General features: G+C 67.8%; 25 protein-coding genes and 1 tRNA gene. 11 read left to right on the top strand and 15 right to left on the bottom strand.

Annotation, left to right across the window (positions count from 1 at the left end; translation table 11 throughout):
- Nucleotides 1-114: 114 nt before the first annotated feature.
- Nucleotides 115-339: a hypothetical protein gene (locus IWX89_RS03015; RefSeq protein WP_196902058.1), complete on the top strand. Its 225-nt coding sequence runs from the start codon at nt 115-117 to the stop codon at nt 337-339.
- A gap of 279 nt (nt 340-618) precedes the next feature.
- Nucleotides 619-924, top strand: a complete 306-nt coding sequence (locus tag IWX89_RS03010) for a hypothetical protein (protein ID WP_196902057.1) — start codon at nt 619-621, stop codon at nt 922-924.
- A 64-nt stretch (nt 925-988) separates the two neighbouring features.
- On the opposite strand, the gene IWX89_RS03005 is transcribed toward IWX89_RS03010, so the two are convergent.
- The 3 genes from IWX89_RS03005 to IWX89_RS18930 are packed head-to-tail and all read right to left on the bottom strand — an operon-like array spanning nt 989 to nt 4,011.
- A complete protein-coding gene (locus tag IWX89_RS03005; protein WP_196902056.1) occupies nt 989-1,642 on the bottom strand; it encodes a hypothetical protein in 654 nt (217 codons plus the stop codon).
- Nucleotides 1,629-2,066, bottom strand: a complete 438-nt coding sequence (locus tag IWX89_RS03000; protein WP_196902055.1) for a hypothetical protein — start codon at nt 2,064-2,066, stop codon at nt 1,629-1,631. Before IWX89_RS03000 ends, IWX89_RS03005 begins: the two co-directional genes overlap by 14 nt.
- 4 nt (nt 2,067-2,070) lie before the next feature.
- Nucleotides 2,071-4,011, bottom strand: coding sequence for an RHS repeat-associated core domain-containing protein (locus IWX89_RS18930; protein WP_196902054.1), 1,941 nt, complete (start codon nt 4,009-4,011; stop codon nt 2,071-2,073).
- A 335-nt stretch (nt 4,012-4,346) separates the two neighbouring features.
- Here IWX89_RS18930 and IWX89_RS02990 point away from each other — a divergent pair, with 335 nt between their 5' ends.
- Nucleotides 4,347-5,591 carry a tyrosine-type recombinase/integrase gene (locus tag IWX89_RS02990; protein ID WP_196902053.1) on the top strand — a complete coding sequence of 415 codons (1,245 nt, stop codon included), beginning with the start codon at nt 4,347-4,349 and terminating at the stop codon, nt 5,589-5,591.
- A gap of 57 nt (nt 5,592-5,648) precedes the next feature.
- On the opposite strand, the gene IWX89_RS02985 is transcribed toward IWX89_RS02990, so the two are convergent.
- Nucleotides 5,649-5,724: transfer RNA gene (locus IWX89_RS02985), tRNA-Thr, on the bottom strand.
- A gap of 76 nt (nt 5,725-5,800) precedes the next feature.
- Nucleotides 5,801-6,631, bottom strand: a complete 831-nt coding sequence (locus tag IWX89_RS02980; protein WP_307836373.1) for a thioredoxin domain-containing protein — start codon at nt 6,629-6,631, stop codon at nt 5,801-5,803.
- A gap of 342 nt (nt 6,632-6,973) precedes the next feature.
- Here IWX89_RS02980 and IWX89_RS02975 point away from each other — a divergent pair, with 342 nt between their 5' ends.
- Both IWX89_RS02975 and IWX89_RS02970 read left to right on the top strand, forming a co-directional pair.
- Complete coding sequence (locus IWX89_RS02975; protein ID WP_134506836.1) at nt 6,974-8,071, top strand: ABC transporter ATP-binding protein; 1,098 nt, start codon at nt 6,974-6,976, stop codon at nt 8,069-8,071.
- Between the two features lie 79 nt (nt 8,072-8,150).
- Nucleotides 8,151-9,479, top strand: a complete 1,329-nt coding sequence (locus tag IWX89_RS02970; RefSeq protein ID WP_196902051.1) for a DUF4032 domain-containing protein — start codon at nt 8,151-8,153, stop codon at nt 9,477-9,479.
- Between the two features lie 99 nt (nt 9,480-9,578).
- Here IWX89_RS02970 and rlmB read toward each other — a convergent pair whose 3' ends face one another.
- From rlmB to IWX89_RS02950, 4 genes are all read right to left on the bottom strand, one after another.
- Complete coding sequence (rlmB, locus tag IWX89_RS02965; RefSeq protein ID WP_196902050.1) at nt 9,579-10,655, bottom strand: 23S rRNA (guanosine(2251)-2'-O)-methyltransferase RlmB; 1,077 nt, start codon at nt 10,653-10,655, stop codon at nt 9,579-9,581.
- Nucleotides 10,655-12,070 (bottom strand): cysteine--tRNA ligase, encoded by a 1,416-nt coding sequence (cysS, locus tag IWX89_RS02960; protein WP_196902049.1) that lies wholly within the window; start codon nt 12,068-12,070, stop codon nt 10,655-10,657. Before cysS ends, rlmB begins: the two co-directional genes overlap by 1 nt.
- On the bottom strand, nt 12,067-13,305 hold the full coding sequence (ispD, locus tag IWX89_RS02955) for a 2-C-methyl-D-erythritol 4-phosphate cytidylyltransferase (protein ID WP_196902048.1): 1,239 nt from the start codon (nt 13,303-13,305) through the stop codon (nt 12,067-12,069). Before ispD ends, cysS begins: the two co-directional genes overlap by 4 nt.
- Before the next feature lie 114 nt (nt 13,306-13,419).
- Entirely contained in the window at nt 13,420-13,902 is a 483-nt protein-coding gene (locus tag IWX89_RS02950) for a CarD family transcriptional regulator (protein ID WP_134506949.1), read from the bottom strand.
- A gap of 185 nt (nt 13,903-14,087) precedes the next feature.
- Between IWX89_RS02950 and IWX89_RS02945 the strand changes: the two genes are divergently transcribed.
- The gene (locus IWX89_RS02945; RefSeq protein ID WP_307836372.1) at nt 14,088-14,561 is read left to right on the top strand and encodes a hypothetical protein; all 474 of its coding nucleotides are present in this window, start codon (nt 14,088-14,090) and stop codon (nt 14,559-14,561) included.
- 143 nt (nt 14,562-14,704) lie between these two features.
- Here the strand turns inward: IWX89_RS02945 and IWX89_RS02940 are convergent, their stop codons facing one another.
- Nucleotides 14,705-15,385, bottom strand: coding sequence for a response regulator transcription factor (locus tag IWX89_RS02940; RefSeq protein ID WP_196902046.1), 681 nt, complete (start codon nt 15,383-15,385; stop codon nt 14,705-14,707).
- 64 nt (nt 15,386-15,449) lie between these two features.
- A complete protein-coding gene (locus IWX89_RS02935; RefSeq protein ID WP_196902045.1) occupies nt 15,450-16,604 on the bottom strand; it encodes a cell wall metabolism sensor histidine kinase WalK in 1,155 nt (384 codons plus the stop codon).
- A 180-nt stretch (nt 16,605-16,784) separates the two neighbouring features.
- Between IWX89_RS02935 and phoU the strand changes: the two genes are divergently transcribed.
- Nucleotides 16,785-17,453 carry a phosphate signaling complex protein PhoU gene (gene phoU, locus IWX89_RS02930; RefSeq protein WP_196902044.1) on the top strand — a complete coding sequence of 223 codons (669 nt, stop codon included), beginning with the start codon at nt 16,785-16,787 and terminating at the stop codon, nt 17,451-17,453.
- A gap of 86 nt (nt 17,454-17,539) precedes the next feature.
- Here the strand turns inward: phoU and IWX89_RS02925 are convergent, their stop codons facing one another.
- The 4 genes from IWX89_RS02925 to IWX89_RS02910 all read right to left on the bottom strand — a co-directional run bounded on the left by IWX89_RS02925 (nt 17,540) and on the right by IWX89_RS02910 (nt 20,561).
- Nucleotides 17,540-18,292, bottom strand: a complete 753-nt coding sequence (locus IWX89_RS02925) for a phosphoglyceromutase (protein WP_134506819.1) — start codon at nt 18,290-18,292, stop codon at nt 17,540-17,542.
- 54 nt (nt 18,293-18,346) lie between these two features.
- Nucleotides 18,347-19,510 (bottom strand): folate-binding protein YgfZ, encoded by a 1,164-nt coding sequence (locus IWX89_RS02920; RefSeq protein WP_196902043.1) that lies wholly within the window; start codon nt 19,508-19,510, stop codon nt 18,347-18,349.
- 21 nt (nt 19,511-19,531) lie between these two features.
- Nucleotides 19,532-20,146: an FABP family protein gene (locus IWX89_RS02915; protein ID WP_196902042.1), complete on the bottom strand. Its 615-nt coding sequence runs from the start codon at nt 20,144-20,146 to the stop codon at nt 19,532-19,534.
- Nucleotides 20,147-20,297: 151 nt separating this feature from the next.
- The gene (locus IWX89_RS02910; RefSeq protein ID WP_196902041.1) at nt 20,298-20,561 is read right to left on the bottom strand and encodes a hypothetical protein; all 264 of its coding nucleotides are present in this window, start codon (nt 20,559-20,561) and stop codon (nt 20,298-20,300) included.
- Between the two features lie 72 nt (nt 20,562-20,633).
- On the opposite strand from IWX89_RS02910, the gene IWX89_RS02905 reads away from it, so the two are divergent.
- Genes IWX89_RS02905 through IWX89_RS02890 form a run of 4 tightly spaced genes read left to right on the top strand, consistent with a single transcriptional unit; the run spans nt 20,634 to nt 25,385 of the window.
- Nucleotides 20,634-21,326, top strand: coding sequence for a response regulator transcription factor (locus IWX89_RS02905; RefSeq protein WP_196902040.1), 693 nt, complete (start codon nt 20,634-20,636; stop codon nt 21,324-21,326).
- Nucleotides 21,301-22,218, top strand: a complete 918-nt coding sequence (mshD, locus tag IWX89_RS02900) for a mycothiol synthase (RefSeq protein WP_196902039.1) — start codon at nt 21,301-21,303, stop codon at nt 22,216-22,218. The genes IWX89_RS02905 and mshD overlap by 26 nt, the downstream gene beginning before the upstream one ends.
- A gap of 57 nt (nt 22,219-22,275) precedes the next feature.
- Nucleotides 22,276-24,450 (top strand): RNA degradosome polyphosphate kinase, encoded by a 2,175-nt coding sequence (locus tag IWX89_RS02895; RefSeq protein WP_196902038.1) that lies wholly within the window; start codon nt 22,276-22,278, stop codon nt 24,448-24,450.
- Nucleotides 24,447-25,385: an NUDIX domain-containing protein gene (locus tag IWX89_RS02890; RefSeq protein ID WP_196902037.1), complete on the top strand. Its 939-nt coding sequence runs from the start codon at nt 24,447-24,449 to the stop codon at nt 25,383-25,385. Before IWX89_RS02895 ends, IWX89_RS02890 begins: the two co-directional genes overlap by 4 nt.
- The last annotated feature ends 90 nt before the right edge of the window (nt 25,386-25,475 follow it).

The following is a 25,475-nucleotide window of genomic DNA, read 5'->3' as shown; positions in this document are numbered from 1 at the left end:
CCGGGCGACTGCCGCGCTTTCCGGCCTCCGTCACCCCGAACGGACACCGAAACGTCACGGAACCTTCGGTTCGCGCTCCTCTTCGGCGCCACCGTCGCGTTCTACTCTCGAGCCGTGAGCACACACACCAGCACAGCGATCGCCCGTCTCCCCGTCCTCGGCGGGCCGGAAATCAGCAGGCCTGCCGGCCGCGTCGGCCGCCTCGAGCCGCTCGTCGATGCCATCCTGCGGCAGCTCTGGCAACTCGTGGGCGCCTACGTCTGGCTGGTGCTGCTAGCCAAGGGAGAACGCCCGTCACGAGAGCCGCTGTGGGGCCGGCCACGGGACTTGAACCCGTAACCCCCACTTGCATTTTGGCCCATTTTGGCCCAATCACGAGAACGCGCTAGAACCCGCAGTTCCTTGCGATGACTGGGATCCAGGCCTGTTTGGGATCACCACGACCCGCACCCAAATTGCCGGGTTCCTCTCGGCATCATGACTAAATCATGACTGGCGCGCGGCCTCGATGACCACTCGTGATCAAGTGTTTTCAATCGTAAACTCAAGCATTGGATTTGTGGTTTGATCGCGGGCCGGCCCGCCAGACCGCGCAACCTATCGAGAAGGGATTGAACTGTGAGCAGCGACATCCAGAAGCTGATTGAGAACGTAGCCGCCGAGGCGGACGCCACGCGTGATGGACCGATGCCAGCCGGGGCGACCCCGTCTCGTCCCAACAAGTCCGTTCCGGTTGCCGTTCGGCTCGCACCCCACGACGTCGCCGCGATCGAGACCCTGGCCGCCAAGCTTGACGTACCAGTGTCCAGCCTTTTGCGCGGCTGGATCCTCGATGCCCTCGTGGCCCACCGTGACGAGTCCATCGCTACCGCGCTCGACAGAGTCACTGCAGACATCCAGCGACTGCGCGCGCTCGTCGCCTGAGGCGGCAACGCGTCACTCCGAGAACAAGAATTGTCGGCGCGCGCGTCCCCAGATCAAGGGCCAGCTATCCCGTCGACGAGGGAAGGGCGCACAGATAGCCGTCGAATAGGGCCCGCGCCTCCATGAAGGTGGTCTCAGCTGCTGGTCTCAACGACCCGCCAATCACGGCCGCCGGGGGAAGAATGAGGTCAATCTTCATCGCCCCAGACAGGACCCGAACCGCCAGGGCGTTCATCCTCCACGTGCGCACTGCGACGCGCTTTACGGTGACCTCAGTCACCTGGGACCACGGAATGGACACCACCGGCACGGGACCCGCCTCGTCGCGATCCCACAGAGTGAGCGCTTCATCATCCACCGTGACCACTGCGCCACTCGTCCACCGGCTCCACCTAGACACCGGCAAGTCCGGGGCCAAGGAAGCCACGTCAAAACGTAAGGTGTCCGGTTTGACAATCAGGAACACGCGGCCCGGGTGCGTGAGGGCTAGCTCATCGCCCATCCGGCGCAGGGTCAAGTTCGCGATGCGACGCATGGACACTCCCACGATCACGATCGCGACGATCGCGATTGCCGTCACCGCGACAATCACGGAGCCTGACGGGGTGCCGTCGGTCAACGAGCGCACGAGCCGCACTCCGGCGGACAGCCCGATGACAACGCCCAGTCCGATTCGAGGAATCAGGTATCCCCACCTGCGCGAACTAGGCTCCAGCATCAGCGCCGCCCACTCCGGAGCGCTCAGCCAGAAATCTAGCCACACGATCCCGGTGTTCCCGTCGGCTCAAGGCGGGTTCCCCCGACCTGCGAACAACCAAGCCCGTGGCTTCATCGACCTGCTCATACTGCAGGTAACTGCCACGGCTGGTCGTGTAGCCGGCAGCCAGCTCCTCATCCCTCCGCCTAAGAACCATTCGATACCCGAAAATCATGGAAGCCAGGGCCAGCCCAAAACATATGAGCAGGCTTGAGACAACGGGGTTGCTGACCCACGATCGGGTGATCGCGATCACCAAGCCCAGCGCAATACTCAGTATTCCCTCCAGACCGCCCACCGTGAGGCCGACGATTCCCCAACGCCACATCGACCAACCCTCTACCAGGGGACGAACATTCCATTCCTCGCGACGCTCGATGGTCATAGCCTCAGTCTCCCGTCATTCCGACTCCAACACTATTGATGAATCCGGCTCCGCTTCCCATCAGGCCAGCGTTACCGAATCCCTTGTCGATCGCTTCGGCACCCCACCATCCTGGTCGCAATGCACCTGCGAACTTACCTACCACTTGCCCGGCGCTTCCAAAGGCAAGGGAAGCAACACCGATGCCACATCCGCCCCATTGTGCGCTCGTCACAGCAGTCGAGCAGTCAATGGCGACGGAGACTGCTGACAGGGCCAGCCCCACGGCAAGAACGATCGGCGCAGCAGGGCCGGAAAAGATCGCGACGATCGAGAGAGCAAGCCCCACTGCCGCGAAGGCTGTGCTCACATCGGCCAATTTTACGGGCTTACCGCGTTGGACGGCTGGGTACCCAGAAGCGCTCAGGTGTCCCGGATTCTTGACGACAGCCTTGGCGGTCTTCGTGCCGTGTCCCCGGTAGTTGCCGTGCGAGCAGGCTCCGCAGTCTTGCATTTGGCCGTTGAGGTCGAAGTTGTTGATGGGGTCGGCTGGGTAGTCGTAGGCGTTGCTGACGCCGCCGTCGATGGGGTCGACGGAGAGGAATCGTCCGAGGGCTGGAACGTATTGCCGGGCGCCCATTTCGATGGTGGCGATTGTGCCCTGGTGTTCGTAGAGGCGGGCGTTGCTGCCGAGCCAACCGTAGTCCGCCTCCCCCGGCAGGCTGTTGGGCACTGTGTCGTCGCTGGTCTGGGTTCCGAGGGTTCCCGCAACGGCTTGTCCGAACGGGTCGTACCGGTACAGGGTCGACCGGGCCCCGGCCTGGGTGGCCGTGACGAGGGTGTCGCCGTGGATGTTCGGGTAAGACCAAACCTGGTCCCCGGTCGCGGGGATCAGGGCGGAGACTCCGCCGGGCAGGCTGAGCATCCGCTGCGCCGCCCCCGACGCGGCATCCCGGACACCGGCCGGGGCGTCCCCGCCACCGGCATAGTAGTAGTTCAGAACGAGCGCGGTGCCACCGGGCGGGGTGGTACTGCGGGAGGCGATCCGACCGGTCGCATCGCGACCATACGTGATCACGGTGCCATCACCCAGCACGGTGGCCCGGTGACGGTCGGCGACGTCGTAGGACAGGGTTTGGTCTTCCAACGTGGTGGTGTTGCCGTGGGCGTCGTAGGCCAGGGCGGTCGCGGCGAGCCCGTTCGCGACCGGGGTGGCACCGACCCCGGGATTGGTCACGCTGGTGGAGGTCAACCGGTCGGCGCCGTCATAACAGGAGGTCGTGCCGGTCACCCCGGTGCTGGAGGTATCGGTAGAGGAGCTGCGGTTGCCGTTCATTCCGGCGGCCGCGGACACCCCGCAGCCGCCTGTCGGGGCGAACGCGTAGGTGAGGGCGTGTCCGGGGATGGTCGCCGCGGTCAGTCTCCCGGCCGGATCGTAGGAGTATTGGGATGCGGTTTGGGTGCCGCCGTCACCGACCACGTTGCGCAGCACCCGACCGGCCTGGGACCGGGTGACGTCGTCCGTGACGGTGTTCTGGCCCGGGAACGCCCAGCTGAGGCCGGTCGTCGCACCGGCACTGTTGCGGCGGATGGCCGACAGGGTCGTCCCGTTGCCGGTGGTGCCGGCCGGGTAGGCAACGGAGCTGAGGAGCCCGTTCGTGTAAGCGGGATCGGCGATCAGGAGCCCGTTATCTCGGACCTGTTCCACTTGCCCGTCGAGGTTGTAGCTGAGTTCCTGGGACGAGATGCTCCCGGCGAGGTTCGTTTCGGATTTGGTGGCTTGGCCAAGCTTGTTGTAGCTGACGGTGGTCAGGGCGTCCCAGACATCCCGGTAGCTGACCGTCCGGCCGAGCAGGTCGATCGTGGAGGTGATGGTACTGCCGTTGGGGGAACCGGGCACGGACCCGTCGGTGGTGGAGGAGACCAACGGGTTTCCGGTCGCGGTGCCGTCGGAGGTGTATTTCACGACCGTGTTGCGGGCGCTGTAGGTCGCGTTCGCGGGTATAAGTCGCTCCGACGAATTCGGATCTTCTCCGCTTGCTCGAACTCCCCCACTCGTCGCCACGCATTTCGGCAAAGCAGCGGATGATGTCGTTCGGGCCTAAGCAGAATATCGACTCGTTGTCTGCGTTGATGGACCCACGCAGCGACGCCTTGGAGTGCGCGCTCAGGCACGTTCGCCGGCCTACCTGGCAAGTCTTTCAACCACGTTGGCCGCCGAATTGAATACCATGCAACCCGCCTTCTGCGCTGTCGGACGTGAAATGTACGCTCGTCCGCAAGCGATCAAGGAGGAGCCGAATGGCCAGAGCCTGGGTAATCGATCTGTGGCAGAAGATCGATCCCGAGACCGGCAAGAAGATCCACACCGAGCGATTCGGCAGCGGCTCACGGTGGCGAGTGGACTGGTACGAGCTCCAGCCCAACGGAACGAAGCGACTCCGTTCCCGCACCTTCCCGATCAAGGCAGGCGCAGAAGAGTTCGCGACCCGCACGGACCACGAGACCCGTGCGGGCAGCTACCGGCCCGTCGAGTTCGGCCGCAAGCCCTTCGTGCGGGCGTCAGAGTCGTGGCTGGCCGGTAAGAAGAAGATCAAGCCCTCGACCCGCCACAGCTACGACCGCGACCTGCGCACGCACATCCTGCCCCGCTGGGGCGCGGTCGCCATCGGCTCGATCACACGGCACGACATCGAGACCTGGGTGACTCAGCTGCAGGACGGCTCTGCACCCGTCAACTTCCTCGGTGAGCACCCGCGCAAGGCCTCGGGTCTCAGCGCCGCCAGCATCGACCGCCTGTTCGCGATCACCAGCGCCGTGCTCAGCTACTCCCACAAGGCTGGCTGGCTGCCGGTCAACCCGGCCAACGGCGTCGAGCTGCCGACCATCCTCCGCACGCACCACATTTATCTGAGCTACGCCGAGGTCGAGCTACTCGCCGACGCCGCCTTCGCCGCGACGTCTGAAGAGACCGACCGGGTGCTCATCCATACGCTCGCGTACACGGGCATGCGCATCAACGAGGCGCTCGCGCTCACCGTCGGCGATCTGCGCCTGGAGACGCGCCGGGCGACGGTCAAGGCCACCTGGTCGCTCAACGCGGCCGGTGAGCGCGTCACGGGCACACCCAAGACCGGATCGACCCGCGTCGTGCCCCTGCAGCCCTTCCTCGTCGACGAGCTGCGAGCGCTGACCACTGGCCGCTCCTCCGCCTCCTACGTCTTCCAGGGGCCACGGGGCGGGCCGATCCACGACCACAACTGGCGCAGCCGTACGTGGCGCCTAGCGGTGCTGGGCTCCGGCCTCGAGATTCCCGGCCTGACTCCGCACAAGCTGCGCCACACGGCCGCGTCTGCCGCTGTCGCCGCCGGTGCTGACGTGCTCGTTTTGCAGCAAATGCTCGGGCACCGGGACGCGGCCGAGACGTTGAACACGTACGGGCACCTCTGGCCCGACCGCCTCGACGAAGTGACGGATGCCGTCGGCCGCGCGCGCGACGCGGCGCTCGCGGCCCGTCCGTCGTTTCTCATCATGACTAAATCATGACTGCGGGCAATTTTGTGAGACTCGGATCAGCGTGGATCCCAGTGTTTTCAAGGGTTGTGGGGCCGGCCACGGGACTTGAACCCGTAACCCCCACTTTACAAGAGTGGTGCGCTACCAATTGCGCCAGGCCGGCATGAGACGGACTCCGCCTCGGAACCCCATCCTAAATGACGATCGCGCCCGGTGGGGCCACCGGGCGCGCTCCGGCGCTAACCGGCCGGCGTCGGAGTGGGGGTCGGGGTGGAAGTCGAGTAGGTTTCCCCGGCGGACTGCAGCACGAACGCGGCGAATTCCTTGGGATCGTCGAGTGCCCCGACGTACTGCTTGCCGTTGACGAGCACAGTGGGCGTCCCGGTGATTGCCTTGACCGCGCTGTTGGGCAGCGGTCCGGACAGCGCCCGGTCGGTGGCGGCGACGACCCAGGACTTGAAGGTTGCCTCGTCGATGCAGGTGTTGATCTTCGATCTTGCGGCACCGACCCCCGAGCTCTTCACCAGGCCCTTGATCTCCGAATTGTCGAGCCCCGCCGTGCCCTCCTTGGGCTGGTCGCCGAACAACGCGGTGTTGAAGGCGTAGAAATCGTTCGGGGAGTAATTGGCGACGCAGGTCGCCGCGTTCGCCGCACGGAGTGAGTACTGGGTGCCAGCCGATTTGCTGGTCAGGATCGAAATGGGGTGGATCTCCACGGTCGCGGCCCCCGACTTCACCCATTTGCTGATCTGGGCGCTGTTGGTCTTCTCGAACTGGCCGCAGAACGGGCAGAGGTAGTCGACGTAGACCCGGATGTCGGCCACGGTGCCGGTGGAGTCGGGCTTGGATGCGACCGGCTTCGCCTTGGGCTGCAGGGCGGCGGTCTTGACCACCGTCATTCCCTCGCCGATCAGGACGCCGTCGCTGGCCATGTTCGCAGGGCCGGGGCCGGCCGGGCGGATGGAGTTCATGATGATGAGGGCGATGATCGCGACGACGGCGATGGCCGCCACGGCAATGCCGCCCTGCAGGAATACCCGGTTGCGGCGATCCTTCTTCTTCTGTTCCACACGTAACTGGGTGGCCTTGATCCGAGCCGCGTCGCGCCGCTGATTCTTAGAGGGACGGCCCTCGGCTGATCCGCCAATAGTCATGAATGTTCGCTCCGGGTAGACAAATGCACGGCGGTTTCGGCTGCACGTGCATTCCAAATAGTAGGTGCCCAGTCTGGGAAATCCCCAGACGGAGCCTACTAACGGATTGCACCGCCCAGCCGATCCCCCGCCGGGCGTTCCCCCGCACGTGACATACTGGAGAGGTCGGTCTTCTGCGAACAGCAGGTGAACGGCCGCTAAAATCCCATCACTACGGATCGTCCGGCACGTACCTGCCGGTGAAGGAGAATACAGAAAATGGCTTCAGTCACGTTCGACAAGGCAACCCGCCTCTACCCGGGTTCCACCCGCCCCGCAGTCGACCACCTCGACCTTTCGGTCGCCGATGGTGAGTTCCTCGTCCTGGTCGGCCCGTCCGGCTGCGGAAAGTCCACCTCCCTGCGCATGCTCGCCGGCCTCGAAGAGGTCAACGACGGCAACATCTTCATCGGTGAGCGCAACGTGACGGATGTCCCCCCGAAAGACCGCGACATCGCCATGGTCTTCCAGAACTACGCCCTGTACCCGCACATGACCGTGGCCGAGAACATGGGCTTCGCGCTCAAGATCGCCGGCGTCAACAAGGACGAGCGTGCTGCACGCGTTCTCGAAGCGGCCAAGCTGCTCGACCTCGAGCCCTACCTCAGCCGCAAGCCGAAGGCCCTCTCCGGTGGCCAGCGTCAGCGCGTCGCCATGGGACGCGCCATCGTGCGTCAGCCCCAGGTGTTCCTGATGGACGAGCCGCTGTCGAACCTCGACGCCAAGCTGCGCGTGCAGACCCGCACCCAGATCGCGTCGCTGCAGCGCCGCCTCGGCGTCACGACCGTCTACGTCACCCACGACCAGACGGAGGCCCTCACCATGGGTGACCGCATCGCGGTGCTCAAGGACGGCGTACTCCAGCAGGTCGGCACCCCCCGCGACCTGTACGCGAAGCCGAACAACGTCTTCGTTGCCGGCTTCATCGGCAGCCCGGCCATGAACCTGTTCCTGGCCGACACCGTCGACGGCGGCATCAAGTTCGGCACCGCGACGGTTCCGGTCCCCCGCGAGACCCTCGCCGGCTCCACCGGCAAGAAGGTCACCATCGGAGTCCGCCCCGAGGACATCCACCTGTCGGCCACCCCCGGCGAAGGCCTCGAAGTGGCCGTCGACCTGGTCGAGGAACTCGGCGCGGACGGCTACCTCTACGGCCACTCCACGGTCGAGGGCAAGCGCACCGACATCGTCGCCCGCGTCGACGGCCGCTCGCACCCCGCAGCCGGCGACACCGTCTACCTCACCCCGACGGCGCACCACCTGCACGTGTTCGACGCAGAGACCGGCCTCCGCCTCGGCGGGGCAGTCGCAGACTAAGACAGAGTTCACCACTGACACGGCCGGACGGAGCATCGCTTCGTCCGGCCGTTTCGCTATGCACAGTTAGGCCCCCGACATGAGCGGTTCTCTCAATATCACCTCGGCCACAGCCGACCCTGCTTTGCTCGACCTGCCCTGGCAGCTTCCACTGGACGCCTGGCCGAACGAGAACATCGCCGCGCTGCCCAAGGGCATCTCCCGGCACCTGGTGCGGTTCGCGCACCTCAGCGGGCGCGTCGTGGCCATCAAGGAAACCACCAGCGAAATGGCCAGGCGCGAGTACGAGATGCTGCGCACCCTGCAGGGCCTCGAGATCCCGTGCGTCGAGCCGCTGGCCGTGATCACCAACCGGACCACGGATGACGCCGAACCGTTGAACTCCGTGCTCGTCACCCGGCACCTCAAGTTCTCCCTGCCGTACCGCGCGCTGTATTCGCAGACCCTGCGCCCCGACACCGCCACCCGCCTGGTCGACGCCCTCGCCCTCCTCCTGGTGCGGGTGCACATGGCCGGGCTGTTCTGGGGCGACGTGTCGCTCTCGAACACCCTGTTCCGGCGGGACGCCGGCGCGTTCGCCGCCTACCTCGTCGACGCCGAAACCGGCCAGCTCTACCCCGGCGGGCTCTCCAACGGGCAGCGCGAGAACGACCTCGAGATCGCCCGCGTCAACATCGCCGGCGAGCTGATGGACCTCGAGGCCGGCGGCCGCGTCGCCGACGAGCTCGACCCCATCCGGGTCAGCAACGGCATCGTCGCCGCCTACCGGTTGCTCTGGACCGAGCTCACCGGCTCCGAGTCGTTCTCGAGCGCGGAACGCTGGCGGATCACCGAACGCGTCGAACGCCTCAACGACCTCGGCTTCGACATCGAGGAACTCGCGATCAAAACCGACAGCGCCGGCACGACCGTGCGGATCCAGCCGAAAGTCGTCGACGCCGGACACCACCAGCGCCGCCTGCTGCGGCTCACCGGCCTCGACGCCGAGGAGAACCAGGCCCGTCGCCTGCTCAACGACCTCGACTCCTATCGGGTCACCTACGGCGACCCGGACGCCGACGAGGAGATGCTCGCCCACGAGTGGCTGGTGCGGGTCTTCGAGCCGGTGATCCGGGCGATCCCCCGCGACCTCAAGGGCAAGCTCGAACCGGCCGAGGTCTTCCACCAGCTGCTCGACCATCGGTGGTTCATGGCCCAGAACCAGGGCAGGGACATTCCCCTCGCCGAGGCCGTCACGTCCTATGTCAAGGATGTGCTCCGTCACCGGCGTGACGAGGCGACGGTGATCGAGCCGCCGACCGGGTCCATCACGCTGCCGATCGACGTGACCGACGACGCGGTCGCCGCCGCGGCCAACGCAGCCGACACCGCAGCCGACGATGAGGCCGACTGGCGCCTCAAGGTCTGATCCGGTACTGAGTTACGGAAAAAGCGCCTTCATCCGCTGGATGAAGGCGCTTTTCCCGTAAGTCAACGGGCCGACCAGCCTGCCGGGACCGATGGGCCGTCAGGCGGTCGCAGCGGCCTTGGCTGCCTTGGCAGCCTTCGCGGTGGCGCGGAGGCGGGAGATCTCGTACAGGGTCACGCTCGCCGCGATGCCCGCGTTCAGCGATTCCGTCGTCGCGCTGATCGGGATCGAGACGATGGCGTCGCAGGTTTCGGTGACGAGGCGGGACAGGCCCTTGCCCTCGCTGCCGACGACGACCACGATGGGTCGTTCGGCGAATCCGATGCCGAGTTCCGGCAGGGACGTGTCGCCGGCGCCGTCGAGGCCGATGACGAGCACGCCCTTCTCCTTGAGCGCCTTGAGCGTCTGGGTGAGGTTGCTGGCCATGGCGACCGGGGTGCGCGCCGCGGCGCCGGCGGAGGTCTTCCAGGCCGACGCGGTCACGCCGACCGAGCGGCGCTGCGGCACGATGATCCCGTGTCCGCCGAAGGCGGCTGTGGAACGGATGATCGCACCCAGGTTGCGGGGGTCGGTGATGCCGTCGAGCGCGACGAAGAGCGGCTTATGCCCGCGGCTGATGGTCAGCTCCAGCAGTTCCATCGGGTGCGCGTACTCGTACGCGGGCACCTTGAGGGCTAGGCCCTGGTGCACGGAGTCGCGGCCGGCCAGGCGGTCCAGTTCCGGGCGCATCACCTCGAGCACGGGGATGCCGCGGGTGGTGGCGAGGGAGAGGACCTCCTTGACCCGGTCATCCATCTCGATGCGTGTCGCGATGTAGAGGGCGGAGGCGGGAATCTTGGCCCGCAGCGCCTCGAGCACCGAGTTGCGGCCGGTGACGACCTCGTGCTCGTCGGCCTGCTTCGCCCGGCGGGTCGAGGTGCCGCCGCCGCCGCTGTTGGCGGTGCTGCGGGGAGCCTGCGAACCGGCGGTGCTGCGGCTGCGGCCGCCGCCGGCCGCGGCGAAGCGGTCCTGGGCTGCCTTGCGCTTGCCGGCGGGGTGGTACGGGCGGTCTTCGGCCTTGGGGGTGGGCTTCTTGCCCTCGAGAGCCTGCCGGCCCTGCCCGCCGGAGCCGACCTGCGGTCCGCGGCTGCCCTTGCGCACGGACCCGGTGCGGGCCTTGCGGTCAGTGTTCTTCATCAGTCAAAACTCCAATGTGCACCCGACGGGGTGTCTTCGATGGTAATTCCGGCGGCGACGAGCTCGTCCCGGATACGGTCTGCGGCCTTGTAGTCACGGCCTTGCCTGGCGATCTCGCGGTCGTCGAGCAGGCGCTCGACGAGGGCGGTGAGGGCGATCATGGCCGGTTCGTCGGTGGCGACGGCCCAGCCGGGCGACAACGGGTTGATCCCGAGGACTTCGCTCATCGCGAGAACGTGGCCGCGGGCGGCGGCCGCCGCGTGGAGATCCTCGGCGTCGAGCGCGGCGTTTCCGGTGCGCACGGTCTCGTGCAGCACGGCGAGGGCCTGCGGGACGGCGAGGTCGTCGTCCATGGCGATCGCGAACTCGTCCGGCACGATCTGCACGCCTGATCCGGCGAACCGGGTGTCGGCGAGCCGGCGGTCGGCACGGTCGAGGAAACTTTCGACGCGTTCGAGGGCTGCTTCGGCCTCGACCAGCGAACCCTCGTGGAAGTCGATGGTGGACCGGTAGTGCGCGGCGCCGAGGTAGTAGCGCACCACGATGGCGCGGGCCTGTTCGAGCAGCTCCGCCGCGAACACCGAGTTGCCGAGCGACTTCGACATCTTCTGGCCGTTGACGTTGACGAGGCCGTTGTGCATCCAGTAGTTGGCGAAGGCGTCCCCGGCGGCGCCGGATTGGGCGAGTTCGTTCTCGTGGTGCGGGAAGCGCAGGTCCAGGCCGCCGCCGTGGATGTCGAATTGCGCGCCGAGGTAGCGAGAAGCCATGGCGGAGCACTCGATGTGCCAGCCCGGGCGACCGGCACCCCACGGCGAGGGCCAGGAGGCCGACTCCGGCTCGTCCGCCTTGTGCCCCTTCCACAGGGCGAAGTCGCGCGGGTCTTTCCGGGCGCGCGGGTCGGCATCCGTCGCCGACTCCATGTCGCCGGCGCCCTGGCGGGTGAGGGCGCCGTAGCTCGGCCAGCTCATGGTGTCGAAGTAGACATCGCCGGAGCCGTCCGCGGCCGGGTAGGCGTGGCCGCGTTCGATCAGCCGGCCGATGAGGTCCTGCATCTGCTGCACACTGGCGGTCGCTCGCGGTTCGTAGCTGGGGGCAAGGATGCCCAGACGCTGGTATCCGGCGGTGAACTCGAGTTCGTAGCGGTAGGCGAGAGCCCACCACTGCTCGGTGGTGCCGGCCGCGTTGGCGAGGATCTTGTCGTCGATGTCGGTGACGTTGCGCACGAAGGTCACGTCGAGGCCGCGGTAGGTGAGCCAGCGGCGCAGCTGGTCGTAGACCAGGGCGCTGCGCAGGTGGCCGATGTGGGGCGACGACTGCACGGTCGGTCCGCAGACATAGATGCCGACCGCACCGTCCGTGAGCGGAATGAAGTCGCGGAGGGCCTGGGCCTGGGAATCGTAGAGTCGGATGGTCACGTCTCCCAGCTTAGAACAGGGCGCACGACGGGAACGGGGAACACAATCGCGGTCGCCAGGGCCGCGATGCCCTCGCCGCGGCCGGTGAAGCCGAGCGCATCCGTCGTCGTCGCGGAGACGCTCACGGGCGCGCCGAGCAGCGATCCGAGCAGTGCCTCCGCCTCGGCGCGGCGCGGCGCCAGCTTCGGACGGTTGCCGATGATCTGCACGGTCACGTTTCCGACCCGGAAGCCGGCCTCGGTGACCCGCCGGAGGGTTTCCCGCAGGAAGACGTCGCCGTGGGCCTGCGCGAAGACGGGGTCGCTGGTGCCGAAGACGCCACCGAGGTCGCCGAGCCCTGCCGCGGCGAGCAGCGCGTCGCACACGGCGTGCACGGCGGCGTCACCGTCGCTGTGCCCGGAGAGCCCGCGCTCCCCCGGCCAGTGCAGGCCGGCAAGCCAGAGGGCCGAGCTGTCGTCGAAGGCGTGCACGTCGAGGCCCGTGCCGACCCGGGGGCTCTGGTCGGCGGTCAGATCCGCCGTGTCAGCCGTGGCCGTCTCCGCACTGAGCATTGATTCGGCGCGGCGCAGGTCCCACGGCGTGGTGATCTTGAAGGCGAGGGCGTCGCCGGGGATGACGGTCACCGGGTGCCCGGCGGATGCCACCACCGCGGCGTCGTCGGTCGCCTCACCGGTCGCGGCGGCCGCGGCGGCGACGAGCACGTCCCGCGGAAACCCCTGGGGGGTCTGCACGGCGGACAGTTCGGACCGGTCGACCGTGCCGAGGATCGTTCCCCGGTCGTCGACGCGCTTGATGGTGTCGACCACGGCCAGGCCGGGGACGATCCCGTTCCCGGTCGCCCGCACGGCGTCGAACACCGCATCGCAGAGGGCCGACGGGGTGAGCGCCCGGGCGGCGTCGTGCACGAGGACGGTCTGCACGCCGGGCCGAAGCACGGCGAGTCCGCGGTTCACGGAGTCCTGCCGGCTCGGCCCACCGGCGATGACGTCCACGCGGTCGCCGAGCGGCCCGGCGACGGCGCCGGCGATCGCCCTCGCCGCGTCGAGCCGGCCCTCGGGGGCGACGACGATCACCTGCGCGGGCTCCCGCATCCCGAACACGGTCAGCAGGGCGCGTTCGAGCAGGGTACGGCCGGAGAGAGGCACGAATGCCTTGGGCTCGCTGTGACCGAGACGGCTGCCGCTGCCGGCGGCGACGACAATGACCGCGACCAGGGGCGCAGGGTAATCAGTCATGTCTGGAGGCTATCTGGTGAGGTCGACGTCGAACAGGGAGGCTGCGCTGACTGCCGGGAGGGGAAACGCGAAGGGCGGCACCTTGCGGCGCCGCCCTCCAACGAAAGAACGGTGTTACGAAGCGAGAACCTCGTCGAGAACGGTGGATGCCTTCTCTTCGTCGGTCTTCTCGGCCAGGGCCAGTTCGGAGATCAGGATCTGGCGGGCCTTTGCCAGCATCCGCTTCTCGCCGGCGGACAGGCCGCGGTCCTGGTCGCGGCGCCACAGGTCGCGGACGACCTCGGACACCTTGATGACGTCGCCCGAGGCGAGCTTCTCCAGGTTCGCCTTGTAACGGCGTGACCAGTTGGTGGGCTCTTCGGTGAACGGCGCGCGGAGCACCTCGAACACCTTGTCGAGCCCCTCTTTACCGATCACGTCGCGCACGCCGACGAGGTCGACGTTCTCGGCGGGTACTTCAATGGTGAGATCGCCCTGAGTAACATTGAGCTTCAGGTACAGTTTCTCTTCACCCTTGATAATCCGCGTCTTCACCTCGGTGATTGTCGCGGCTCCATGGTGGGGATAAACGACGGTTTCGCCAACCTCAAAAAGCATGTATGTATATCCCTTCAGCAACGTCTAGGATACCACAGCTGACGGTGGTAGGGTTCGCCGCGCCAATAGCCCCGCTCGCCGGGCCGCGCGCGACCAGTAGGCTAGGCTCAAAGCCAAATTTCCGGTGCTCCGCCATGGGCGGATCACCGAACTGTTGTGGAGGTCTTGTGAGGGCTCGAGTCTTAGTGTCTGTCGTTCTGGCGGCCGGCGTCCTGTTGGGCACCAGCGGCTGCAACCTCCTGGCGCCGCAGTCGACCACCAAGCACTATGACGCCAGTGACGGCGTGAGCGGCAATGTGGGAGACCTGGCCATCCGCAACGCGATCGTGCTCTCGGAAGACGGCACGACGGGCAGCCTCCTCGTCACGGTCGTCAACTCGGGCGACTCGGCGCACAGCCTCAGCGTGCAGTTCACCGGCGACTCCGGCAAGGTCACCCAGAAGGTCACCGTGAAGGCCGACTCCACGACCACCTTCGGCACCGAAGACTCCCCGGTCCTCGCTCTGGACGCCATCGAAGCCCAGCCGGGGTCGCTGTTCCCGGTCTTCTTCCAGTACGGCAACGAAACCGGCGTCGAGCTCCTCGTGCCGGTGCTCGACGGCTCCCTCGGCCAGTACTCGACGCTCGTTCCCACGGCCACGCCCACGCCCACGCCGTAGCCCCGCCGCCGCCGGGCCCAGGCCCGGCGTTGCGTCGGCGCGCGTTGCGCGAGCCCGCGCCGGTTTCCGCAGCGCGCGGCCGCGGCGGCGGGCGCGGGCTGCGGACCCGGGCGCGGGCGCGACGGCCAGCTTCCGGGCGGCGGTCAGGCCTCGAAGCGGTAGCCCAGCCCCCGCACGGTGACCAGCATGGTCGGCTCCGATGGCGTGGACTCGATCCGTGAGCGGATGCGCTTGATGTGCACGTCGAGCGTCTTGGTGTCGCCGAAGTAATCGGTGCCCCACACCCGGTCGATCAGCTGGCCGCGGGTGAGCACCCTGCCGGCGTTGCGGAGCAGGAACTCGAGCAGTTCGAATTCCTTGAGCGGCATGTTCACGACCTCGCCGGAGACCGACACGGTGTGCCGTTCGATGTCCATGCTCACGGTGCCGGCGGTGAGCACGCTGTCGTCCTCGAGCTCGACCTCGGTGCGCCGGCGGCCCACGGCCCGGATGCGTGCGAGCAGTTCCCTCGTCGAGTACGGCTTGGTGACGTAGTCGTCGGCGCCCAGCTCGAGCCCGACGACGATGTCGACCTCGGAGTCCTTCGCGGTGAGCATGATGATCGGGACGGTCGACCGGGTGCGGATCTCCCGGCAGACCTCGGTGCCCGGGATGCCAGGCAGCATGAGGTCGAGCAGGATGAGGTCGGCCCCGGTGCGGTCGAACTCACGGATGGCGCTTGGGCCGTCCTCGGCCACCGTTACCTCGTAGCCTTCCCGCTCGAGCAGGAAGTTCAGCGGCTCGCTCAGGGCTTGCTCGTCTTCGACCAGAAGGATGTGCGTCACTGTGGATCTCCTGTTTCACTCTGCTGGTGGAGAGCCAGCGGGCAGTGCGTCACCGCATCCTGCGTCACTGTGCCTCTCCTGTCGTCGGTGGGGCGGGCTGGGGCGCCTCGGGAAGGCGGATGGTGAAAGTCGACCCGCTGCCGGGTTGCGACCAGACGCGGATGTCGCCGCCGTGGATCTGCACGATGTGCTTGACGATCGACAGGCCGAGGCCGGTCCCGCCGGTGTGCCGGGACCTGGCCTGGTCGACCCGGAAGAAGCGCTCGAAGATGCGCTCGAGGTCAGCTTCGGCTATCCCGACGCCCTGGTCGGTCACGGTGATCTCCACCACGCCGTCGTGGCGGCGCACCCCGACTCCGACCCGGGACCCCTCCGGCGAGTAGTGCACGGCGTTGGCGACCAGGTTGTGCACGGCCATCACGAGCAGGCGTTCGTCGCCGTTGACCTCCGCGCCGGACTTCTTGCCGACGGCGATGGTGATCCGCGCCGCATCGGCCACCACCCGGCTCTGGTCGACGGCGGCAGAGACGACGGCGTCCACGTTGAGCAGTTCCGCTTCGGAGAGCGAATCCTGCGCCTGGAGCCGGGAGAGCTCGATGATCTCCTGGGTCAACCGGGTGAGCCGGCCCGACTCCGTGGTCAGTCGGTTGGCGAACCGCCGAACCTGCACCGGTTCATCCGCCGCCTGGTCGAGCGCCTCGGCGAGAAGTCCGACCGCGGCGATCGGCGTCTTCAACTCGTGGCTGATGTTCGCGACGAAGTCGCGGCGCACCTCGTCGAGCCGGAAAGCCTCGGTGCGGTCCTCGGCCAGGATCAGCACGTACCGGGTGCCGAGCCGGGCCAGCCGCACGCGCACGCGCATGCTCGCGTCGTTGAACGGACCGCGCGAGAGGATCAGGTTCTCGGAGATCGGATCGCCGGAACGGCGCACCTTCCTGGCGAGCTCGAGCAGTTCAGGATGCACCAGCTGCTGGTTCCAGACCAGGCCCATCGACACGGCGGCCGGTGACGCCTTGATGACATTGTTCGACGGGTCGAGCACGGCTCCCGCGCTCTCGAGGGCGTCGAGCACCTGGTCGATCCCGTCGGGGACCGCCGGGTTCACCACCTCGGCGGCGCGACGGCCGTGCCGTTCGGCAACGTGCAACAGGGTGACGAAGCCGGCACCGACGGTGAGGCCGAGTGCCAGCGACACCAGCACAAGCCATGTCGATTCCATTTAGCCAGATTACTGACAGTTGATCGGGGCGGTTGACGCGCGACCGCCGGGCGCAAGCTACTTTAGGAAGTGTTCAAGCCCGCGGCACCTGCCGTTAACCTCGGTCCAGCATGATTCGCTGGGGGCCAGGTGGGTCTCACGTGTCTGCGCGTAACGCGCGCCAGGAAGGACCACACACTTATGCGTGAAGTATTTCAACAGGAGCTCGCCGAGGTCCAGGACCGTCTGGTGGAGATTTCCCGTCTCGTGGCGATCTCGATCAACAAGGCGACCCGGGCGTTCAACGAGTCCGACGTGAGCCTGGCCGACGAAGCGATCAGCGAAGACGAGAAGATCGACGAACTGACGATCGAGCTCGACGAACTGGCGATCACAATCCTCGCCCGGCAGCAGCCGGTCGCCCGCGACCTCCGCATCGTCGTCAGCGCCCTGCGCATCAGCGCATCACTCGAGCGGATGGGCGACCTGTCGACGCACATCGCCCAGCTGGCCCGCTATCGCTTCCCCGACAAGGTCGTGCCGAAGAGCCTGCGCGGCACGTTCGCCGAGATGGGCAGCCTGGTCACGGCGATCGCGACCATGCTCACCGAGCTCCTCACCAACGAGGACATGGTGCTGGCCGAGACGATCCGCAACGAGGACGACAAGGTCGACGCCCTGCACCTGAGCGTCTTCGACGCCGTGCTCGGGGAGACCTGGAAGGGTGAGGCCGCCGACACCGTCGACGCGACCCTGGCCAGCCGCTACCACGAGCGGTTCGCGGACCACGCCGTCTCGATCGCGAAGAAGGTGCAGTACCTCGGCACCGGCGCCTGGCAGCAGAACACCGGCGCGGCCCACTCCGGCTGATAACGGCCGCCGCAGTCCCCGCACGAGAAAAGCCCCGGAAGCGATCGCTTCCGGGGCTTTCTCGTTCGATCGGTTGATGGGTGAGGCTACTTCTTGGCGCCCTGGGCGGCGACGGCCGCGGCGCCGGCTGCGGCGGCCTCGGGGTCGAGGTAGGTGCCGGGGCCGAGCGGCATGAGGTCTTCGCCGAGGCGGTAGACCAGGGGGATGCCGGTCGGGATGTTCAGCTCGGCGATGTCGGCGTCGGAGATGCCGTCGAGGTGCTTGACCAGGGCGCGCAGCGAGTTGCCGTGGGCGGTGACGAGCACGGTCTTGCCCGCGCGCAGGTCGGTGGCGATGTCGGACTCCCAGTAGGGCAGCATCCGGTCGACGACGTCGCTGAGGCATTCGGTGCGCGGGAGGAGGTCGCCGAGGCCGGCGTAACGGGGATCGTGCGCCTGGGACCAGGGGGAATCGTCGGCGAGCACGGGCGGCGGCACGTCGAAGGAACGGCGCCACAGCTGGAACTGCTCCGGGCCGAACTTGGCCAGGGTCTCGGCCTTGTCGAGTCCCTGCAGGGCACCGTAGTGGCGCTCGTTCAGGCGCCAGGACCGCTTAACGTCGATCCAGAGCCGGTCGGCCTCTTCGAGCGCGATGTTCGCGGTCTGGATGGCACGGGTAAGTAATGAGGTGTGCAGCACGTCGGGCAGGAGGCCCGATTCGGCGATGAGCTCGCCGGCACGGCGCGCCTCGGTCGCTCCCTGCTCGCTGAGCCTCACGTCGACCCAGCCGGTGAAGAGGTTTTCTTGATTCCATAGGCTCTGGCCATGGCGGAGAAGGATGAGATTGTATGTTTCTGACATGCCTTCAACTCTACCGAGGTGCCGGGTCCGGGCGGGGCGGGGCCGCCGGGGCGGTCAGTGGCCGGGGGTGCGGATGCCCAGCCGCGGCAGGCGGGGGATCTCCGCCACGGAGCCGGCCGACTGCGGCACGATGACCTCCTGGGCTGCCGCCACGGAGATCCCCTGCGACTGAACGTGCAGGGTGACGTCGGCCGGGACGGTGCGCTTGATCACCGCGAGGGCGATCGGACCGAGTTCGTGGTGCCGGGCGCTCGAGGTGATCATGCCGACGGTGCGCCGCTCGGTCTCACCGTCCGCCAGCTTCTTCGTCGCCTGCACCTCGTCGCCGTGCACGGGCAGCACCGCGTCCGACCCGTCCAGGTGGAGCAGCACGAGCCGGCGCGGCGGGTGGCCGAGGTTGTGCACCTTCGCCACGGTTTCCTGGCCGCGGTAGCAGCCCTTGCTCAGGTGCACGGCGCTGCGCAGCCAGTCCAGTTCGTGCGGCAGGGTTTTCTCATCGACCTCGGTGGCCCGGCGTGGGCGCCAGGCCGCGATCCGGAGCGCTTCGAGGGCCAGCGTGCCGGCGGCGGCGACCGTGCCTTCCCGCACGGCGTCGCGCAGCGCAGGCAGGGAGTCGCGGGGCACGAGGGCCTCGGTCCAGTTCCAGTCGGCGGCGGGATGGGCCGGGGCGTCGGCGTACTGGAATCCGCCGTTGCCGACGGTGTTCCACGGGTCCCGCCAGGCCAGCGCGACACCGTTCGGTGCGGCGGGGACCAGGTACACGGCCGCCGGTTCGGCCGCCATCGTGCCGATCACCGCGTAGGCCAGGCTGTGGTCGACGACCTGCACGCGCAGGGTGAAGCGCATCCTGTCGAGCCAGGCGTGCAGGCCGGGCAGCTCGCCTGCCTCCAGGATCAGCCAGGTCTCCACACCGTCGTCCACGACGGCCATCGCGTATTCGATCCGGCCGTTCGGGTCGAGCAGCAGCGTCTCGGTCGATTCTCCCGGGGCGAGCCTGCGCAGTTCCTGGCTGGAGATCGAGTTGAGCCAGGTCAGCCGGTCGGGCCCGGCCACACCGAGCACGCCCCGGTTGGAGAGGTCGACGACGGCCTCACCGGCCAGCAGCCGTCGCTGCTCGATCATCGGGTTGCCGTAGTGCGCGGCGACACCGGCGTCGAGGCCGTCCGCCTGCACGGCGCCGTCGAGTTCGAGGAGGGGGGACACGGGTGCCGGGCTCATGGTTGCTCTTTCCGTAAATCTCTACTCGACCCGCTTGAGCCGGCCGGAGGCGTGCGTGCGGAGCGGCTGGCCCAGCGCCGCGATGTCCCAGGCCCAGAGCAGATGGCCCTCGACGAGGCCGTACAACCGGGTGGCCGCCGAATACGCCTTGGCACCCTGGGTGCGCATGACGGCATCGGTGGCCAGGTCGATTCTGGGGCCCTTCACCTGGCCCAGGTAGATCTCGGCCACTCCCCCGGGGTGCACGAGAGTCACGTCGATGTCGAACCCGCCGTCGGCGTTGCGGAGCGTCTCGACCGCCGCGGCGGTGACGAACGGATGCTCGCCCTCGGCGGGCAGCAGCCCGGGGCCTGGGTCACCCGCCCCTTGCGGCCGACTCAGCCGCCAGTAGCCCGTCTCCGTCATCAACGGGGTCTTCTCGTCGCTGCCGGAGCCGGGCACCGGCTCGAGCCAGGTGTAGGAGCTGTAGTTCAGATGCGGCAGGCCGTCATGGCTGAAACTCAGGCGATGGCCGAATTCCCGGGTGACCGACGTGTCGCCGATGGCGTAGTCGAGGATGCCGGAGCCTTCCCAGACGCCCAGAAGCCACGAGAGCGGGACGAGTTCGGACGGGAGCTGCGTGGGAAGCTCGAACATCGAAGGTTACCGCTGCCCCCGAAACAGCTTGAACAGGACGATTCCGGAGACCCAGGCGATCGACAGACTCGCCAGCGCGAGCAGCCCCAGGAAGAAGATTTCGAGTGCGAGGGTTGACATGACTCAACTCTAGCCCGCCCGCGGTCGAAATCTAGGCGAGGCCGGCCAGGGCGAAGATGCCGGTGGCACCGGCGAGCACGGCCACGGCCCCGACGAGGCTCACCGTCACCCGGTTCACATAGCCTTCCTTGCGGCCCGTGGCGAGCTGAACGCAGAGCGTTCCGATCACGCAACCGGCGAAGGACAGTCCGATCCAGACCAGCGCCTGGCCCGGGAACGAGAGCAGCCCGGTCAGCACCGCGCAGACGAGCGCGAACAACCAGACCACCACGACGCTCTTCCACTGCCAGCTCACCCTCTCATTCTGCCCTGCCCGGGCCGGATTCGCGGCACGCTAGTATGGGGCCACAATCCTTGGAGGGTGCGCGTGGCGCAGTTGTTGATCCTGACCTCGGCGGCCAACAGTGAGGTTCTCCCCGCCCTGGCGTTGCTGTCGCACGGCACGCGCATCATTCCGGCCCAGCCGGACCAGCTCGTCAACGCGCCCGACGCCGACGCGATCCTGGTCGATGCCCGGACCAATCTGATCGCCGCCAGGTCGCTCTGCCAGATTCTTCGCACCACCGGGAACACGGTTCCCCTCCTGCTCGTGATCACCGAGGGCGGGCTGGCCGCGGTCAGCGCCGACTGGGGCGTCGACGACGTGATCCTGGACGCGGCCGGCCCGGCCGAGGTGGACGCCCGCATCCGGCTCGCGATCGGCCGAGCCCCCCGGCCAGAGGAAACCGCCACCATCCGCGCGGCCGGCGTGGTCATCGACGAGGCCAGCTACTCGGCCAAGGTTCACGGGCGCTCCCTCGACCTCACCTACAAGGAATTCGAGTTGCTGCGCTTCCTGGCCGCGCACCCGTCGAGAGTATTCACCCGGGAACAGCTGCTCAGCGAGGTCTGGGGCTACGACTACTTCGGAGGCACCCGCACCGTCGACGTGCACGTTCGCCGGCTGCGCGCCAAGCTCGGCGACCAGGAGTCGCTGATCGGTACCGTGCGCAACGTCGGTTACCGGTTCAACGTGTCAGAAGAGGACGGTGTGCGTGGAATTCATCCGGTCAGAGCCTGATCTGAAGGACCGGCCCGAACCGGCGGATGCCGTGGTCGCCTCAGGGTTCCGTCGCATCGCGGCCGAGGCCGAGGAAGCGGATGGCTACCACCCGTTCAACGAGCAAACCCTGTTCGACGTCTCGGCCGGGCGGCGCACCCCGCTGCTGATCTCCGACGCGGGGAACCTCGTCGGCGCCGTGGTCACCGGGCTGGACGAACTCGACCTCGTCGTGCGGCCCGCCGCCCGGCACCGCGGGCACGCCACCGCCGCACTGACGGCGCTGCTGCCAGGCCTGCCCGGGGAACTGACCGCCTGGTCGCACGGTGACCATCCGGGAGCCCGGGCCCTCGCCGCCCGGTTCGGTTTCACGGCCGGCCGCACCCTGCTGCAACTGCGGATGCCGCTGGCCGCGGGCACCGGCGGCAGCCCCGCTGCGGCTGACCCAGGCGACACGCTCGCCGCCGCGACGGAGATCGGCCCCTTTCACCCCGGAACCGACAACGCCGCGTGGGTCACCCTGAACGCCCTCGTCTTCGCGGGTCACCCGGAGCAGGGCGCACTCACCCTGGCCGACCTCGAGGCCAGGCAGTCCGAGCCCTGGTTCGACGCGGGCGATTTCCTGCTCGCCCGCGACCGCACGAGCGGCTGCATCCTCGGCTACAACTGGCTCAAGATCGAGCCGGGCGATGCCATCGGCGAGATCTACGTCATCGGCGTGCACCCGGATGCCGCCGGGCAGGGCCTGGGCCGCCGGCTGATGCTCGCCGGCCTCGAACGCCTGCGCTCCCGGGGCGCCACCACCGCGGCGCTCTACGTCGAGGCGGACAGCACGGCCGCCGTGCACCTCTACCGTTCGCTCGGTTTCACCGACCACACCGTCGACGTGCAGTACCGCCGGGACGCCCGTTAGCCATCCGTTCATGCCGGATCGTCGCCTCGGCCCCGCACTCGGTGTCAAGATGGACAGATGGACGGCGACAACATCCCGACGGACTCCGGTCTCGGCACGGACTTCGATGACGATTTCGATCCCCTGATCGGCACGAACGACCCTGCGCTGCCCCCGGACCGCTACCTCGACCGCGAACTGAGCTGGCTCGCATTCAACCAGCGCGTGCTCGAACTCGCCGAAGACCCTGACCTGCCGGTGCTCGAGCGCACCAACTTCCTCGCCATCTTCGCGAGCAACCTGGACGAGTTCTTCATGGTGCGGGTTGCCGGGCTCAAGCGGCGCATCCTCACCGGCCTCGCCGTGCCCACCAACATCGGCCGGGCTCCCCAGGACGCCCTCTCCGACATCTCCGCGGCGGCGCACGTGCTCCAGGCCAGGCACGCGCACGCCTTCCAGGACCAGGTGATCCCGGCACTCTCCGAGGCCGGCATCGACATCGTCAAGTGGGACACCCTCGACGAGGCCGACCACCACTCGCTTCGGGGCTACTTCTCGAACCAGATCTTCCCGGTGCTGATGCCGCTGGCCGTCGACCCGGTGCACCCGTTCCCGTACATCTCCGGGCTCTCGCTCAACCTCGCCGTGCGGGTGCGCAACTCGAAGACCGGCAAGCAGGAGTTCGCCCGGCTCAAGGTGCCGACCATGCTGCCGCGGTTCATCCGGGTGGACCGGCGCGAGAACGTGGAGAGCGTGCGCTTCATCACGCTCGAGGACCTCATCGCCAACCACCTCGGCGATCTGTTCCCCGGCATGGACATCCTCGAACAGCACGTCTTCCGGGTGACCCGGAACGAAGATGTCGAGATCGAGGAAGACGAGACCGAGAACCTGATCAAGGCGCTCGAGAAGGAGCTGCTACGGCGCCGTTTCGGCCCGCCCATCCGCCTCGAGATCACCGAGGACATGGACGAGGTGACCCTCGGCCTCCTCGTTCGCGAGCTCGACGTGTCCGAGCAGGAGGTCTACCGGCTGCCGGCGCCGCTCGACCTCGGCGGTCTCTTCGACCTGCGGATCGACCGGCCCGACCTGCACTACGCCAAGCACGTGCCGACCACGGCCGTGCAGCTGATGGCCGGTGAGCCCAACGCGCAGCCGGACATCTTCAGTTCCATCCGGCGCCGGGACATCCTGCTGCACCACCCGTACGAGTCCTTCGCGACCAGCGTGCAGGCGTTCCTCGAGCAGGCCGCCGCCGACCCGAACGTGCTCGCGATCAAGCAGACCCTCTACCGCACCTCGGGCGACAGCCCCATCGTCGAGGCCCTGATCGCCGCCGCGGAATCCGGCAAGCAGGTGCTCGCCCTCGTCGAGATCAAGGCCCGCTTCGACGAGCAGGCCAACATCTCCTGGGCCCGCAAGCTCGAGAAGGCCGGCGTGCACGTCGTCTACGGCCTGGTCGGCTTGAAGACGCACTGCAAGCTCGCCCTGGTCGTGCGCAACGAAGACGGCCTGCTGCGGCACTACAGCCACATCGGCACCGGTAACTACAACCCGAAGACCAGCCGGCTCTACGAGGACCTCGGGCTGCTCACCACCGACCCGCAGGTCGGCAAGGACCTCACCCGGCTGTTCAACGAACTCTCGGGCTACGCCATCGAGAAGAAGTTCAAACGCCTCCTCGTGGCGCCGCTGCACCTGCGCCGCGCCCTGCTCAGGAGCATCGCCGACGAGACCGCGGCCGCGCTGGCCGGCAAGCCGTCCGGCATCCGGATCAAGGTGAACTCGATGGTCGACGAGGCCATCATCGACGCGCTCTACCGGGCCAGCCAGGCCCGGGTGCCGATCGAGATCTGGGTGCGCGGGATCTGCAGCCTGAAGCCGGGAGTCCCCGGGATGAGCGAGACGATCAAGGTGCGGTCCATCCTCGGCCGGTACCTCGAGCACTCGCGAATCTTCTCCTTCCACAACGCCGCCGACCCACAGGTGTACATCGGCAGCGCCGACATGATGCACCGCAACCTCGACCGCCGCGTCGAGGCACTCGTGCGCCTCGTCGACCCGGAGCACCTCAGCGAGATCGATGCACTGTTCAACCGGGCGATGGACGACCGCACCGCGTCGTGGTGGCTGGACAGCTCGGGAGAGTGGATACGCCACCACCTGGACGGGGCCGGGCATCCGCTCGACGACATGCAGAACCGGCTCATGCAGCAGATCTCCCTCCGCAAGCGTCCGACGGGCCGCCGATGACCGAGTCGCCCGTCTTCGCCGCCGGAGCCGTCTGCTGGCGCCTGATCGAGGGCAAGATGCACGTGCTCCTCATCCACCGCACGGTCTACGGAGACGTCACCATCCCCAAGGGCAAGGTCGATCCCGGCGAGACACTGCCGCAGACCGCGGTGCGGGAAATCGAAGAGGAGACCGGGCTCGCGGTGGCCCTCGGCGTTCCGCTGGGCATCTCCACCTACGCGATGCCGGGCGGCCGCGAGAAGATCGTGCACTACTGGGCCGCCGAGGTGAGCCCGGAGGCGATCCAGCGCTCCACCTTCGTGCCCAACGGCGAGGTCGCCGCCATCGAATGGGTCACGATCAAGAAGGCCAGGACCTACCTCAGCTACACCCCCGACGTGGAGATCATCGACGCGTTCGCGAAGCTGGTGGACGCCGGCATCACCCGCACCTTCGCGCTGATCACGCTCCGGCACGGCAAGGCGGTGCAGCCCGGCAACTGGGACGGGCCGGACAGCACCCGTCCGCTCACCGAACGCGGGGTCACCCAGGCCGCCGGTCTCGTCGGCACCATCGCCGCGTGGCGTCCCCGCCGCATCATCTCCAGCACAGCCACCCGCTGCGTCACAACTGTGGCGCCGCTCTCGGCCGCCACCGGCATCCAGATCAAACGCACCGAGACGTTCAGCCAGGACGCCTACGAACAGGGTCTCGCCGACGTGCGCTCCGGAATCGGCAAACGGGTGCGCTCGCGCAAGTCCGCCGTGATCTGCAGCCACGGACCAGTGCTGCCCGAGATCCTCCACGAAATCGCCCTCGCCACCGGCACCACCTTCGGTTCGTTCGTCGCCGACGCCGCCAGCCTCGAGACCGGGGCCTTCGCCGTCGTGCACCTCTCGGCGGAGAACCCGAGCGCGGGCATCGTCGCCATCGAAACGCACGCCCCCGCCGCGTAGGCGCTGTGGGCGGGCGGCGCGCCCGATCGATTCGTTGACGCGCGTTCACCTTCCGTTCACCTCACGGGGGGAGTGTCGTTAATCGCGGTG

The organism is Cryobacterium sp. MP_M3, assembly GCF_015752155.1.
Classification (GTDB): domain Bacteria; phylum Actinomycetota; class Actinomycetes; order Actinomycetales; family Microbacteriaceae; genus Cryobacterium.
This window is presented reverse-complemented; position numbering and strand designations above follow the sequence as displayed.

What these genes read in the sequence shown, in the direction of transcription:
- IWX89_RS03005 (WP_196902056.1), bottom strand. Translation starts at nt 1,642, where the DNA reads ATGCTGGAGCCTAGTTCGCGCAGGTGGGGATACCTGATTCCTCGAATC.
- IWX89_RS03000 (WP_196902055.1), bottom strand. Translation starts at nt 2,066, where the DNA reads ATGACCATCGAGCGTCGCGAGGAATGGAATGTTCGTCCCCTGGTAGAG.
- IWX89_RS02990 (WP_196902053.1), top strand. Translation starts at nt 4,347, where the DNA reads ATGGCCAGAGCCTGGGTAATCGATCTGTGGCAGAAGATCGATCCCGAG.
- IWX89_RS02975 (WP_134506836.1), top strand. Translation starts at nt 6,974, where the DNA reads ATGGCTTCAGTCACGTTCGACAAGGCAACCCGCCTCTACCCGGGTTCC.
- IWX89_RS02970 (WP_196902051.1), top strand. Translation starts at nt 8,151, where the DNA reads ATGAGCGGTTCTCTCAATATCACCTCGGCCACAGCCGACCCTGCTTTG.
- rlmB (WP_196902050.1), bottom strand. Translation starts at nt 10,655, where the DNA reads ATGAAGAACACTGACCGCAAGGCCCGCACCGGGTCCGTGCGCAAGGGC.
- ispD (WP_196902048.1), bottom strand. Translation starts at nt 13,305, where the DNA reads ATGACTGATTACCCTGCGCCCCTGGTCGCGGTCATTGTCGTCGCCGCC.
- IWX89_RS02950 (WP_134506949.1), bottom strand. Translation starts at nt 13,902, where the DNA reads ATGCTTTTTGAGGTTGGCGAAACCGTCGTTTATCCCCACCATGGAGCC.
- IWX89_RS02935 (WP_196902045.1), bottom strand. Translation starts at nt 16,604, where the DNA reads ATGGAATCGACATGGCTTGTGCTGGTGTCGCTGGCACTCGGCCTCACC.
- phoU (WP_196902044.1), top strand. Translation starts at nt 16,785, where the DNA reads ATGCGTGAAGTATTTCAACAGGAGCTCGCCGAGGTCCAGGACCGTCTG.
- IWX89_RS02925 (WP_134506819.1), bottom strand. Translation starts at nt 18,292, where the DNA reads ATGTCAGAAACATACAATCTCATCCTTCTCCGCCATGGCCAGAGCCTA.
- IWX89_RS02920 (WP_196902043.1), bottom strand. Translation starts at nt 19,510, where the DNA reads ATGAGCCCGGCACCCGTGTCCCCCCTCCTCGAACTCGACGGCGCCGTG.
- IWX89_RS02915 (WP_196902042.1), bottom strand. Translation starts at nt 20,146, where the DNA reads ATGTTCGAGCTTCCCACGCAGCTCCCGTCCGAACTCGTCCCGCTCTCG.
- IWX89_RS02895 (WP_196902038.1), top strand. Translation starts at nt 22,276, where the DNA reads ATGGACGGCGACAACATCCCGACGGACTCCGGTCTCGGCACGGACTTC.
- IWX89_RS02890 (WP_196902037.1), top strand. Translation starts at nt 24,447, where the DNA reads ATGACCGAGTCGCCCGTCTTCGCCGCCGGAGCCGTCTGCTGGCGCCTG.